Here is a 12814-nt window from a genome sequence, read left to right on the forward strand (position 1 = left end):
GTCCCGCCCCCTCCCGCCGGTGGGTGGCCTTCCAGCCCGGAGGTACGTCTAGACGTCGGTCACGCGCAGCCCGGCGTGTGCCTTGTAGCGGCGGTTCACGGAGATCAGGTTGGCGACCAGCGACTCCACCTGGTGGGCGTTGCGCAGCCGGCCCGCGAAGACGCCGCGCATGCCAGGGATGCGGGCGGCGAGGGCCTGGACGATGTCCGTGTCGGCCCGCGCCTCGCCGAGCACCATCACGTCGGTGTCGATCTCGGCGATCTCCGGGTCGGACAGCAGCACCGCGGACAGGTGGTGGAAGGCGGCGGTGACACGGGAGTCCGGCAGCAGGGCGGCCGCCTGCTCGGCGGCGCTGCCCTCCTCCGGCTTCAGCGCGTAGGCGCCCTTCTTGTCGAAGCCGAGCGGGTTGACGCAGTCGATCACGAGCTTCCCGGCGAGCTCCTCGCGCAGCGACTCCAGGGTCTTCGCGTGGCCGTCCCACGGCACGGCGACGATCACGATGTCACTGCACCGCGCGCACTCGCTGTTGTCCGCGCCCTCGATGCCCAGGCCCAGCTCCTCGGCGGCGGTCCGCGCACGCTCGGCGGCACGCGACCCGATGATCACCCGCTGCCCGGCCTTCGCCAGCCGGTAGGCGAGCCCGCGCCCCTGGTCACCGGTACCGCCGAGCACACCGACGGTCATGCCGGAAACGTCGGGCAGGTCCCAAGGGTCCTTGGCGGGGGCCTTCTTCGTGTCGTCAGAAGTAGTCATGCGGGCGATCCTGTCACGTGGCTGCGGAGCGGGCGCCTCCGGCGGGAGGGTGCGCAATCCAGCCCGTGGGGGCACCTCCCAGCGGTAGCTGGGGGAGTTTGAGGACAGCGCGCGGAGCGTGCTTCGGGGTCTGGGGCGGAGCCCCCCCCACGCGGCGGAGCCGCAAATCGACACAGCCGGGAAGGGGCGGGGTAGGGGAACAAAGCCCGCCGCAGGCGCAACGCCGAGAAGCCCGTACGGGTGAGAGCGAAGCACTCGCACACCGACGCCGCCCCCACCCCCGCCAAAATCAACCCCATGGATGCCGTACGCGTCGCACTCCTCCGCGAAGTCCTCGCCGGAACGGAATGGCTCCAGTCCACCCGCCGCTTCGCAAGCACGCTCCGTACCTCGGTCACCCGCCACCACGGCGGCCTGCTCCTCGTCGGCACCGCGGAGTACGAACCCTGGCACCTGGCCGCCCACTTGGACGACGAGGCCGCCTGGTCCGGCCTGCCCGAGCTGTCCCCCACGCTCGTGCGCCACCGGGTCCCGCCCGGCGTCCCGGCGCACCTGTCGGTGGGGCTCGGCCGGCTCGCGGCGGCCCGGCGGGGGGAGACGCTGCTGGTGGTGACGGCGCAGCGGCCCGGGGAAGAGCTGCTGGAGCGGGTGCACGACGTGCGCCGCGGCGGGGCGACCGTGCTCGCCCTGGACGGCACCCCCGACGGTGCGGACTCCGAGCTGTGCGCCCTCGCCCACGACCGGCTGACCGTACCCGCCTCGCCGTCCTCGACGGCGACGGAGCTCGACCTCGACACCGTGCAGCACCTGGTCAGCGCGGCCGCCGGGGAGAACAGCCTGCCCACGCCGCGCGGCCGCCGCTTCCGCGACCGGCTCGCCCGGCTCGCGGACCAGCTGACGGCCCCACCGCCGCCTCGCTGGTAGCCAGTCGAACAAAAACGGTTTGCTCCCTCTGGCCCGATTACGGACCATGGTCTCCCGTGACTGCGCAAGACCCCCCTTCCGAACCCTCCGCCCCTTCCGTCCCCGAGCCGGGCCGCCGCCTGCGCGCGCTGCTGCCGGACCTGTCCCCCTGGCACGCCTCCCCCGACTTCCGCCGGATGTGGCTGGCCGGGCTGGTGACGGTCTTCGGCACGTTCCTGACCTTCATCGCGGTGCCCCTCCAGCTCAAGGAGCTGACCGGTTCGGCACTGGCCGTCGGCGCGGTCGGCGCGGTCGAGCTCGTCCCGCTGATCGTCTTCGGCCTGTACGGCGGAGCGCTCGCCGACGCCCTCGACCGCCGCAAGCTGATCCTGTGGACCGAGGCCGGGCTCGGGGTCCTGTCGGTGATCCTGCTGCTCAACACGCTGCTGCCGGACCCGATGATCTGGCCGCTGTACGTGGTGGCGGCGCTGACCAGCGCCCTGAGCGGGCTCCAGCGCCCCGCGATGCAGGCGATCGTGCCGCGCATCGTCGCGCACGACCAGCTACCCGCGGCCATCGCCCTGAACTCGATGCGCTGGCAGATCGGCGCCATCGTGGGCCCGTCCCTGGCCGGCCTGATCATCGCCTTCGCGGGGCTCCCCTGGGCGTACTCGCTGGACATCGCCTCGTACGCGATCTCCGGCCTGCTGCTCCTCCGCCTCGCGCCCTCCCCCGCCGCGCGCGAGGCGGAGAAGCCGTCGCTGCGCGGCATCCTGGAGGGCGGCCGCTACGCGTGGAGCCGCAAGGAGCTGCTCGGCACGTACGCCATCGACATGGCCGCCATGCTGTTCGCCTTCCCCACCGCGATCTTCCCCTTCCTCGCGGACGACCTGGGCGCGCCCTGGGCGCTGGGCCTGATGTACGCGGCCGGCGCGGTCGGCTCCCTGGTCGTGAGCCTGACCAGCGGCTGGGTCTCACGCATCCACCGGCACGGCCGGATGGTCGTGTACGCGGCACTCGGCTGGGGCGCGGCGATGGCCGTCGCGGGCTGGATGCACAACGTCTGGCTGGTGCTGCTCTTCCTCGCGGTGGCCGGCGGCTGCGACATGGTGAGCGGCCTCTTCCGCTCCGCCATCTGGGACCAGACCATCCCGGACGAACTCCGCGGCCGCCTGGCCGGCATAGAAATGCTCTCCTACTCCCTGGGCCCCCAGATCGGCCAGGTCCGCGCGGGCGGCATGGCCTCCCTTACGAACGCACGGACGTCGGTCTGGGCGGGCGGCGTGGCATGCGTGGCCTCGGTCGGCTTGCTGGCTCTCGCCCTCCCGAAGCTGATGGCTTACGACGGGCGGACGGACGAGCACGCGGTGCGGCTGCGTGCGCGCAAGGCGGCGGAGGTGGCGGAGGCCGCGTAGCCGCCTGCGGCGGGCGGGCTGGATCCACTGGTTACGGTTCGCGAAATCCAGCCCGTCCGGCGTTTGAGGACGCGCCCGCAGGGCGCTCCCGCCGCTGGGGGCACCTCCCAGCGGTAGCTGGGGGAGCAAGCGACCCGCACCCACCTACTCGCCCGACGGCCGCCCCCCGTTGTCGTTCCAGCGAGGATCCTCCTGCCACTCCTCATTGCGCTGCCGCGCCGTCTCCATCGCGTGAGCCGCCTCCTCACGCGTCTCGTACGGCCCCATCCGATCCGCGGCCCGGCACTCCGGCCCCTCCTCCACCGCGCCGTGCTTGAGGCAGTAGTACCACTCGCCCGCCTTGCCGACCGCGCGCTTCTTGAACAGTGCCATCAGGTCTCCCATTGCTCTTCGAGCTCTCGCCCACATGCTCCCCGATGCGCCCTGGATACACTCGCTGACATGTCTGGCCAGTCGCTTCTCACTCCGGGGACGCTCTCCCCCATCCGCCCCGTACCCGCCTCGATCCCGCGGCCCGAGTACGTCGGCAAGGACACTCCGACGCCGTACGACGGCCCCGAGGTCCAGAGCGCCGAAACGATCGAGCGGATGCGGATCGCGGGCCGCATCGCCGCGCGGGCGATGGAGGAGGCGGCCAAGCTCATCGTCCCGGGCGTGACGACGGACGAGCTGGACCGGGTCGCGCACGAGTACATGTGCGACCACGGCGCCTACCCCTCCACGCTCGGCTACCGCGGCTTCCCCAAGTCGCTGTGCGCCTCCGTGAACGAGGTGATCTGCCACGGCATCCCGGACTCGACCGTGCTGCGCGACGGCGACATCGTCAACCTCGACGTGACGGCCTTCATCGGCGGCGTGCACGGCGACAACAACGCCACCTATCTGTGCGGTGACGTGGACGAGGAGTCCCGCCTGCTGGTCGAGCGGACGCGCGAGGCGCTCAACCGGGCGATCAAGGCGGTCAAGCCCGGCCGCCGGATCAACATCATCGGCCGGGTCATCGAGTCGTACGCCAAGCGCTTCGGCTACGGCGTCGTCCGCGACTTCACCGGGCACGGCATCAACTCGTCCTTCCACTCCGGCCTGATCGTCCCGCACTACGACAGCCCGCACCACGACACCCTGATCCAGCCCGGGATGACCTTCACCATCGAGCCGATGCTGACGCTGGGGACGTACGAGTACGACATGTGGGCGGACGGCTGGACGGTCGTCACGAAGGACCGCAAGCGGACCGCGCAGTTCGAGCACACGCTGGTGGTGACGGACTCCGGGGCGGAGATCCTCACCCTCCCTTAGGGCGCCCGGGGGCGGTAAGGTTTTACCGACAGCACGTCGGGAAACCATTGACTTAGGTAAGCCTAAGTAGAGACAATCGGTGAGGTCGGCGCGCCCCCGCGCGCTCGTCCCGCCGCTCCCGCCCCTCGGTCTCCGGAGGTCCGCCTTGGACGCGCCCGCCACCACGCCGTTCTCCACGCTGATCCGCACCGCCTCGCACGAGCAGCACACGGAGGCCGAGAACTCGTCGTTCATGAGCGACATGCTCGGCGGGCGGCTCGGCGTCGCCGCCTACCGCCGCTATACGGAACAGCTCTGGTTCGTCTACCGCGCCCTGGAATCCGCCTCGGCGGCCCTCGCGGACGACCCGGTCGCGGGCCCCTTCATACGCCCCGAGCTCGCCCGCACACCCGAGCTGGAGCGCGACCTGACCCACCTCGGCGGACCCGACTGGCATACGGACCTGGAACCGCTCCCCGCGACCGCCGCGTACGCCGCCCGCGTAGAGGAATGCGCCCGCACCTGGCCCGCCGGCTACGTCGCCCACCACTACACCCGCTACCTGGGCGACCTCTCCGGCGGCCAGATCATCCGCGGCACCGCCGAAAAGACGTGGGGCTTCGCCCGCAAGGGCGACGGCGTACGCTTCTACGTCTTCGAGGGCATCGGCAACCCCGCGGCATTCAAGCGGGAGTATCGCGAGCTTCTCGACGCACTGCCGGTGGATGACCTGGAAAAGCAGCGCGTGGTGGACGAGTGCAAGCGCGCTTTCGCGCTGAACACCGGGGTGTTCCTTGAACTGGGCCGGGAATTCCCGCTGAGCGCGTAGCCCTTCTGCGATTGCGGGCGCGGCCAGGGGCCTGGACTTCGGCGCCATGGCGGCGGTCTCGGACATAGCGGGCACGGGCCCGTAGGCTGCGGACGGTGACCTACGACATCATGCTCCTGCGGGTTCTCCCGGGCCGCACCTTCGACGAGACCCTGGAGGAGATCAACTCCACCTACGACCCGGACGCCGACCTCGAGCCCATGAACCTGACCGGTGACCAGCGTGCCGTTTGGGACAGGCTCATACAGCGGATATCGCGAGAGGTGGGACCGGTCACCACCGAGGAATACCCCTACAGCCTGACCCTGTGGCGTGACGGGCCCGCCGGTCATCTGCAGCTGGACTACGCGGGGGACTCGGCCGACATCGAGATCCCCTACCGCTATCCGGGACGACAAGCACTGCCGATCATGGCGGAGGCCTACCGGATCGCGCGGATGGTCGAGGAGGAGAGCGGCCTCGAAGGCTACGACTACGAGGTCGATCAGCCCGTCCGGACCGGCGATATCAACACAGCGGCAGCCAGGCTCGGCGGCATTGCCCATTGGGCGCAGGAGAACCTCACCTGACGCTTGCGGTGGGGCGCCCTGCGAAGCATCTGTCCGTGATCGGGTGCGGGTTCATTGCCGCCTGCGGCGGGGGCGCCCTGCGGGCGCGGCCTCAAACGCCGGCCAGGCTGGGGGCGAAGCCCCCGGTGGACGTCGTCACGACGCTGCGCCGCGCTCTCGGCTAGGGGGTCAGAACTCGGTGAGCGTGTCGCCCCGGACGGCGGAGATGAATGAGGACCAGGCGCTGGGCGGGAGCACGAGCACGGGGTTCTGCGGGGTTTTGCTGTCACGGACGGGGACGACGCCGGAGGCCGTGAATGCGGGGGCCCATTCGACGCAGGTTCCGCCGTTCCCGTCGCTGTAGCTGGACTTCACCCATATCGCGCGGGTGAGGTCGAGGGTGGTGCTCATATTCGTACGCCTCCATGACATGCCGGATAAGAGATAGAGAGCCATCGAGCGACAGGGCGTTGGCGCGCATCCGCTCATAAGTCCCGCGCGCTTCGGCGACCGCTTCCGATTGGTCATGCACTTGCCCCTGCACAAAGCTCTCCGCGTACAGGACTTCGGTTCTGTCCTGCTGCCTGAGCAAGATAAACGGCGTTCCCCTGGGAGGAGCTCCACCGAAGGGGAGAACCTGGACCGTGATGCGCGGGTGCTCGGACACCGCCACCAAGTGCCGGAGTTGCCCACGCATCACGTCAGCGCCGCCCAGACCGGACCACAGCACAGCCTCATGCAGGATGACCCAGAACGATGGGGGCTTGGACCCATCGAACACTTCCCGGCGCCGCATGCGGTCCTGTACGCGCTGCTTGATCTGTGCCGTCGCATCGCCTGGACGGGCCGCCCGGTATAGGGCTTCGGCGTACTCGGGAGTTTGCAATATGCCTGCCACCAGGACGGGCGAGTAGTCGCAGACATCAGCCGCCTCGCGCTCCAATTGGAGATACGGGATCATCCACACCGGGTTGCCCGCGTCCGCCGCTCGCTGACGCATCCGCGCGTAGACCCCCGGCGTACCGAAAACCTTGTCGCACTGCTCGGCGAACTGGGCGCTGGCCAGCTGCTGCCCTGTTTCGACCTTGCTGACGTAAGGCTGTTGGCAGCACAGCTTGTCGGCAAGCGCTGCTTGCGACCACCCGCGCGCCTCACGGGCGTACTTGATCTCCTCGCCGAACGCCCTGACTGGCGACTCCGGCGAGCCCGACTCGTCGCTCATGTGTTCAACTCCCCATATTCCAGCCCTGTTTGGAATGGCTGGAGCCCTGGTCAGCGTACCGGCGCCGGTGGAATCTGAGCTTCACGGTTGATGCCCGCTCCCCAAGAGCGAGACACACGGAGGCTCGAACGCGATGACGGAGACGACGGGTGCGGCGCTCTGGACCGGCTACCGGTCCGGCGCCCTGCTGGTGGACAAGACCACCGATCGGCTGGGCGTGTCCCACGCATTCGACGGCGAGAAGTACACGCTCGCGGGGGTCGGGAGCACCGAGAGGTGGACGGTACCAGCGGCGGCCGTCCGCCTGGCCACTGATGAGGAGCGCCGCACCCTCGGACTCGGCCCGCGGAGCGTGGACTGATGCCCACGCCCTTGTTCTCCCTGCCGCACTCCGGTGGGCAATGGATGGCCACATCAGCGCAGCACCCTTAGACCGCCCGTCCGGCCGTCGCTGGTCACGACACCGGCCGGACGGGTGCACCACCGCATGACGGCGCGGGATGGCGCCATCAAGTCGCCGACCAGCGAAATGAATTGCGGTTCCCGCCACTCCCGAGCTGACACAGTGAGAACCATGAACAACGGCAACGGAAAGTGGCCCGACGCCTACCGGTCCGGCGGGCCGCAAAAACCCCCTGTGAAGTGCGTCAAGTGCCAGAACCCCGACAAGGTCATCACCACAAAGGCGATGAACCCGCGCACTGGTGAAATGCAATGGCGGCTCACATGCCTGGACTGTCGGGTTGCCTGGCCGATGGACCAGCACGGAGGGGAACCCGACGAGTACATGTAATCGCATGGAGGGATCATGAACGGTCGACAGTTCCGCAACGCACTCCGGTGGCTCCTGATCCTGGCGAACACCAACTGCCCGAGCTGCAACAGCCCGCTCGTGTGGACACCCGACGGCCGTAAGTTCATCTGCCAGAACTGCGGCAACGAGTGGACGTAGGCTTCGGCCCGCACCCGGACGACGTGATCCGCACCTGCTGAACAGCAGCAGGCCCCGCCTGGTCACACACCGGGCGGGGCCTCAACCCCAGAACACCCCGTTACGAGCTTTGGGAAGAGGCGGGGCTGGGGAACAAACGTCGGCGCCCCGCCACTCAGACGTCAGCCCTGCTGGTTCACCCGGCGGCGCCGCGCCGCGTACACCACGCCGCCACCGACGGCGATCAGCGCGGCCGCGCCGCCGAGGAGCGGGCCGGTGGGCGTGTTCGCACCGGTGGACGCGAGCGAGCCGGACGCGGTGGTGTCGGTGGTCGTGCCGCCGGTCGTGGAGCCGGTGCCACCCGTGGTGGACGTGGTGTTGGTTGCGGTCGTTCCGGTGCTGCCGGTGGTGTCCGTGCTCTTGTCGGAGCTCTTGTCCGAGCCCGTATCCGACGGCACGCCAGGAAGCTTCGCACCATTGACTGTTGCGACGTTGGCCGTCAGCGGGTCCAGGGCGTCGCCTTCCTTGGCGATGTCCCTGCCCCCGAACTTGAACGCTGCCCCCGCGCCCTCCGCCAGCTTCGCCGGAAGCTTCGAAAGACCCAACACCCCGTCCTTGAGCTCAAGGGGATCCACGACCGTCAGCTCCGCGAGCGTGACCTTGTTATCGAGGACGGTGTCCTTCTCGGACGTGACCTTGGCGCTGACCTTGCCGGTCTTGCCGGTCACGTTGAGCTTGAAATCGGTGAATTGGAGGTCCAGTTTGCCCCCGTGGCCAATGAAGCGGACCGCGCCCTTGAACGTGACATCAAGCTTCGACGCCTTGGCGTCGTACGCACCCTCGCCCTTGGTGAAGCGGTATCCCCCCTTGAAGCGCTCCGCGCCACCGGAGACCGTGGCCTTGCCGTTCGAATCGTCGACGTACTTACGAAGGGTCTCCGACAGCCCCCAGTCGAGGTTGCCGTCGACGACCTTGGTGTCGGCCTTCTGCCCACCCGCCTTGTGCTTCTCCCCGCCGTCCTGGCCTTCGTTGCCGCCGGCCTGGCCCGCACTATCGCCGCCCTGGTTCGCGCCACCGTCCGACTGGCCGCTCGCCGCCGACTTCGCCGAGAAGGTGATCGGGTCGAGGGCATCACCCTTCTTATAGGGCTTCACCTCCTTCTCGCTGTCCGGCTTGTCCTGGTCCGTGTACTCGAACGCCTTCGCCCCGGCCTCCGTCAGCGTCGCCGGTATGTTCAGGAAGGTGTGGACGCCACCCGTGACGCTCGGTTCAGCGTGCCCAAGGGTCGCGATGGCCACGCGAACAGTCGCGCCGCCCTTGGTGACGTCGGCCTTGATCTCACCGTCCTTCGTCTTGGTCGGGGTGACGATCTCCAGGTGCGAGAGCTTGACATCGAGCTTGTAGGCACCATCTGCCTTCCGGTGCCCCTGGAAGTGCACGCCGCCCTTGAAGGTCGAGGTGATCGCGCCGCTCGTCCCGTCGCGAGTGCCCTTCTCCTGGACGAACGTAAAGTTGCCGTTGTCCTTGGCCTGCTCGACGTCGGTGCGGGCGATCTCCCCGTCCTTCTTGATGTCGTCGCGGAGCGACTGCTTCACCCCCCACTCGAGCTTGCCGTCCTTGAGCTCCTGCCCCGCCTTCGGCGCCTCGCTCGACGGCGGGACCTCAACCGACTTCGGGGCGGCGCCGCCCGCCGTCGATGTATCGGCTGAAGCCGACGCCGGAGCCGACGCCTCGCCCTGCTGCTGAGCACTCGGCGCCTCCGCCGCAAACGCAGGCGCAGTCAGCACAGTCGCCCCAAGGGCAGTCGCCGTGGCCAGCGCGGCGAGCGCGGCACGGCGTGCGGTGACGGTCATGTTTGGTTCTCCTAGAGAAACTTGAGACAACTGGGATCAGAGTTTGACCTCCATGACATCAGGTCGCCGGGGACCGGGGAAGGCCCGGGTCGGCCGTGACGCATCGAGGGATGTCATGGACGACATCGGGCAGGACGGTCATTCGCCTGAAACGGAATCAGATGCCCCCGTTGTGGGCGCCGCCCGACGCTGCTGGATCACCAAGAAAACCGCGCCCGCCACCATCAGTGCACCCACCCCCGCAACCACAATCGGAAGCACGGGGGAAGGAGTCGGAGGAGAAGGACGGCCGACACCGGCTCGGTGGTTTTCAGCACGCGGCACATCTCGAAGCCACGCCCGCGCACCGTGGGAAAGTGCGCGGGCGTGGCCGGTCGGTATGAGATGTTCCGACGTCCCCTCACGGGGTCATCATGCGTGCGCCTCCCAGATGTGAACGCCCATGGCCTCGGTCATCTTCACGACCGTCTGACGGTCGCCGTCCGCCAGTGCTTGCGCCCTCTTTCGCTTGATCTCCCAGCACCCCTGACACCGAGGGCGCCGGGGCTCGGACGGGGTTCCGTGTTCGGTGACCTTGTCGCTCATGACAGGCCCCGCTCTCGCCTGCTCCGGTCGTTGACCTCGGTCACCTTCACCCGCAGCCCATCACTGACGGTGGCCGGACGGACGTCACAGGGGAACGCCTCCCACTCCCGCCCACCAACGGGGGGCCGCAACGCCAGCCGCCCATCGGCGAAGGCCATCACCTCACCGATGCGATCCCGCCGGACGTCGACGACCAACGCCCCGACGTCGGGCACCCGTGCGGCGCCCTCGCCGGCCGTCATCGACTCACCTCCGCGCCGCGCGGCTGCCGAGGTCGGAAGTCGATTCCGTGCGCCGTGACCCACAGGAAGTGGGTGCTGCTTTCGATGGGTGGAACCGCGAGTTGCGGCGCGCTCGGCGCCGGGTTCACTGATAGTGAGGCGGGCGCCTTCACCGTCTGGACGGCGCGACAGGCTTGAGGGTCGAAACCGGAGGTGCCAGGCGCGGAGACCGCTCTCAGCCGCCCGAACCATCGGCAGATAAGGTCGTACATGTCAGCGCTCCTATACAGCGTTGGCCATGCCCCGGGGCCGTGTCAGCGGCCGCCGGGGTCTGTCGTTTGGGCATGACGCCACCAAGATCACCCCTGTGTGACGGATTCGTCGCACGGAGCAACCGTTGAGGCCAGGATGCACCCACACGCCAGGCGCACGCAACAAGTGAGAACGCATACATTGCAAACGCGGACTCGCCTTGCAGCACAGGGGGGTTGACGGACAGAATCTCGAAGCCTCGGTGCAGATTGAAGGGTGGAGGGCATGCCAGCCAGACGGCAGACGCCTACGATCCGACTCCGGCGCTTGGCCGCGGAGTTGCGTCGGATACGCACTGGAGCGGGACTGACCCGGGAACATGTCACAGAGCACACGGGCATCAACGCAGCAACGCTCTACCGGATCGAAACGGCGCGCGCCCGGCCGCAGCGGCGAACTTTGATCGCCCTGCTCGACCTGTACGAGGTGCCCGAGCCCCGCCGTAGCGCGGTCCTGCTGCTCATCCAGGACGTGGGCAGCCAGGGAGGGCTGCGGGCGATCCACAGCGAACTCCGCGACGAGTACGTCGCATACATCAGCTTCGAGGCCGAGGCGCGGGAGGTGCGCAACTACGAATCCCTGTTCATCCCTGGACTACTCCAGACCGAGGGCTACGCCCGCGCCGTGATCAACAGCGCGTTCCCTACAGCCGCCGCCAGGGAAATCGAGCATCGAGTCCAAGCCCGGGTTGAGCGAAAGGCCGTTCTCTCAAAGAACGAACCGTTGCAGATGCGGGCGGTTATGGACGAGGCGGCCTTACGGCGCATGGTCGGCGGCCCAAGAGTCATGCGCGAACAGATGCAGCACCTCACAGCGATGGCCGAGGAGCCGCATATTGCGCTTCAGATCATCCCGTTCAGTGCCGGAGCACATGCAGGGATGCCCGGCTCGTTCGTACTGATGAGCTTCCCTGACGTAGAAGACCCTGAGATTATCTACGTCGACAGCATGGCCGGTGACCTCTTCCTCGAATCCGAAACAGAGGTGCGTCGGTACGAGGCGATCTTCGAAAGGCTCTGCACCTTGGCTTTGAGCCCTGACGCCACGTCGCAATTGATCGCCACACTAGCCAAGGAGGAGCAGTGATAGGGGAGATACCGTCATGAACACGGTCAACCTCTGCGAAGTCATATGGAGAAAGAGTTCCTACAGCAGCGGCGAAGGGCAGTGCGTCGAGATCGCGTTCCTACGTGAGGTGGTGGCGACGCGTGACAGCAAGACGCCCCATGGTTCAGCGCTCATCTTCAACGCCGACACGTGGTCGGCATTCACGGCCGGGGTCAAGGCGGGAGCCTTCCGAGGCGCACTTTGATCGCACCGCGTCGGCAAACGATCGCGGGCAGTGCAAGCGCAACCGACCCGCACCAGCCAACGGGCGCGCAGCTGTAGCCGCAATGCCGCACCGCAAAGCAACACCAGGCTCGTACGGTCAGGAACCGGTGGCGGCCAAGTCGAACTGAGGAGGTCCCACCGGGCCAAATCCGATGGGACCTCCTCGACTGCGACGGTCAAAATCAGCAGCCCATCGCCGCCCTCAGCACTCGGGCGATCTCCAGATCCACGTCACGTGCACTGAGCCGGGCCGGATCAAGCCGATCGTCGGTCATGCCGGCGCGGAACATCCTGCCAGCGATGACGGATCGGTCACCCGAAGGCCAAGCCAGGTCCTTGGTGTTGTCGATCAACCTTCAGTTCCGTCCCGGGCTCCGACTTCCAGGCCTCAGGGCCTAACCACGGCGTTTGCCGCTCACTCGACCCACTCGATCTCCCACTGGGACGACTCGACGAACGATTCGAGTGCCGCTATGTCCTCCACCCAGTAGTCACCCCCGTCCGTCGGTGCGGATAGATCATTGACGAGGAAGATATAATATCCGCCCGTAGCATTGGAATCGTCGTGGAGTTTCACGAAATAACCCTCGTAAAACCCTGACAGAATATGCCCGTATCGCTCCAATTCGATT

18 protein-coding genes are annotated in these 12814 nt (G+C 68.0%); 10 read left to right on the forward strand and 8 right to left on the reverse strand.

The genetic code is table 11. The features are described from left to right. Positions 1-48: 48 nt before the first annotated feature. The gene (gene npdG, locus ABD269_RS22530) at positions 49-753 is read right to left on the reverse strand and encodes an NADPH-dependent F420 reductase (RefSeq protein ID WP_344120391.1); all 705 of its coding nucleotides are present in this window, start codon (positions 751-753) and stop codon (positions 49-51) included. Positions 754-1050: 297 nt separating this feature from the next. Between npdG and ABD269_RS22535 the strand changes: the two genes are divergently transcribed. Next, positions 1051-1677, forward strand: coding sequence for a hypothetical protein (locus ABD269_RS22535; RefSeq protein WP_344120516.1), 627 nt, complete (start codon positions 1051-1053; stop codon positions 1675-1677). A gap of 56 nt (positions 1678-1733) precedes the next feature. Continuing rightward, positions 1734-3071, forward strand: coding sequence for an MFS transporter (locus ABD269_RS22540; RefSeq protein ID WP_425572958.1), 1338 nt, complete (start codon positions 1734-1736; stop codon positions 3069-3071). A 144-nt stretch (positions 3072-3215) separates the two neighbouring features. Here the strand turns inward: ABD269_RS22540 and ABD269_RS22545 are convergent, their stop codons facing one another. Next, the gene (locus tag ABD269_RS22545; protein ID WP_301887833.1) at positions 3216-3443 is read right to left on the reverse strand and encodes a hypothetical protein; all 228 of its coding nucleotides are present in this window, start codon (positions 3441-3443) and stop codon (positions 3216-3218) included. 69 nt (positions 3444-3512) lie between these two features. Between ABD269_RS22545 and map the strand changes: the two genes are divergently transcribed. The 3 genes from map (at position 3513) to ABD269_RS22560 (ending at position 5747) form a co-directional block, all read left to right on the forward strand. After that, entirely contained in the window at positions 3513-4370 is an 858-nt protein-coding gene (gene map / locus ABD269_RS22550) for a type I methionyl aminopeptidase (protein ID WP_301887831.1), read from the forward strand. Positions 4371-4515: 145 nt separating this feature from the next. Beyond that, positions 4516-5178, forward strand: a complete 663-nt coding sequence (locus ABD269_RS22555) for a biliverdin-producing heme oxygenase (protein WP_344120394.1) — start codon at positions 4516-4518, stop codon at positions 5176-5178. Positions 5179-5273: 95 nt separating this feature from the next. Then, the gene (locus ABD269_RS22560) at positions 5274-5747 is read left to right on the forward strand and encodes a hypothetical protein (RefSeq protein ID WP_344120396.1); all 474 of its coding nucleotides are present in this window, start codon (positions 5274-5276) and stop codon (positions 5745-5747) included. 168 nt (positions 5748-5915) lie between these two features. Here the strand turns inward: ABD269_RS22560 and ABD269_RS22565 are convergent, their stop codons facing one another. Both ABD269_RS22565 and ABD269_RS22570 read right to left on the reverse strand, forming a co-directional pair. Then, positions 5916-6101, reverse strand: a complete 186-nt coding sequence (locus ABD269_RS22565; RefSeq protein WP_344120398.1) for a DUF397 domain-containing protein — start codon at positions 6099-6101, stop codon at positions 5916-5918. After that, positions 6013-6948, reverse strand: a complete 936-nt coding sequence (locus tag ABD269_RS22570; RefSeq protein WP_344120400.1) for a helix-turn-helix domain-containing protein — start codon at positions 6946-6948, stop codon at positions 6013-6015. Before ABD269_RS22570 ends, ABD269_RS22565 begins: the two co-directional genes overlap by 89 nt. A gap of 133 nt (positions 6949-7081) precedes the next feature. Between ABD269_RS22570 and ABD269_RS22575 the strand changes: the two genes are divergently transcribed. The 3 genes from ABD269_RS22575 (at position 7082) to ABD269_RS22585 (ending at position 7900) form a co-directional block, all read left to right on the forward strand. Next, positions 7082-7309 carry a hypothetical protein gene (locus ABD269_RS22575; RefSeq protein ID WP_344120402.1) on the forward strand — a complete coding sequence of 76 codons (228 nt, stop codon included), beginning with the start codon at positions 7082-7084 and terminating at the stop codon, positions 7307-7309. Positions 7310-7522: 213 nt separating this feature from the next. Beyond that, on the forward strand, positions 7523-7741 hold the full coding sequence (locus ABD269_RS22580; protein ID WP_344120404.1) for a hypothetical protein: 219 nt from the start codon (positions 7523-7525) through the stop codon (positions 7739-7741). 15 nt (positions 7742-7756) lie between these two features. Beyond that, on the forward strand, positions 7757-7900 hold the full coding sequence (locus tag ABD269_RS22585; RefSeq protein WP_344120406.1) for a hypothetical protein: 144 nt from the start codon (positions 7757-7759) through the stop codon (positions 7898-7900). A 161-nt stretch (positions 7901-8061) separates the two neighbouring features. Here ABD269_RS22585 and ABD269_RS22590 read toward each other — a convergent pair whose 3' ends face one another. Beyond that, complete coding sequence (locus tag ABD269_RS22590) at positions 8062-9732, reverse strand: HtaA domain-containing protein (protein ID WP_344120408.1); 1671 nt, start codon at positions 9730-9732, stop codon at positions 8062-8064. 581 nt (positions 9733-10313) lie between these two features. After that, the gene (locus ABD269_RS22595) at positions 10314-10559 is read right to left on the reverse strand and encodes a hypothetical protein (RefSeq protein WP_344120410.1); all 246 of its coding nucleotides are present in this window, start codon (positions 10557-10559) and stop codon (positions 10314-10316) included. A gap of 558 nt (positions 10560-11117) precedes the next feature. Here ABD269_RS22595 and ABD269_RS22600 point away from each other — a divergent pair. Both ABD269_RS22600 and ABD269_RS22605 read left to right on the forward strand, forming a co-directional pair. Beyond that, entirely contained in the window at positions 11118-11936 is an 819-nt protein-coding gene (locus ABD269_RS22600) for a helix-turn-helix domain-containing protein (protein WP_344120412.1), read from the forward strand. A gap of 16 nt (positions 11937-11952) precedes the next feature. After that, positions 11953-12162 (forward strand): DUF397 domain-containing protein, encoded by a 210-nt coding sequence (locus tag ABD269_RS22605; protein ID WP_344120414.1) that lies wholly within the window; start codon positions 11953-11955, stop codon positions 12160-12162. A gap of 202 nt (positions 12163-12364) precedes the next feature. Here ABD269_RS22605 and ABD269_RS22610 read toward each other — a convergent pair whose 3' ends face one another. Continuing rightward, entirely contained in the window at positions 12365-12535 is a 171-nt protein-coding gene (locus tag ABD269_RS22610; protein WP_344120416.1) for a hypothetical protein, read from the reverse strand. Positions 12536-12597: 62 nt separating this feature from the next. Further along, positions 12598-12759, reverse strand: a complete 162-nt coding sequence (locus ABD269_RS22615) for a hypothetical protein (RefSeq protein ID WP_344120418.1) — start codon at positions 12757-12759, stop codon at positions 12598-12600. Positions 12760-12814 lie beyond the last annotated feature (55 nt).

The organism is Streptomyces blastmyceticus (assembly GCF_039521185.1).
GTDB classification, from domain to species: domain Bacteria; phylum Actinomycetota; class Actinomycetes; order Streptomycetales; family Streptomycetaceae; genus Streptomyces; species Streptomyces blastmyceticus.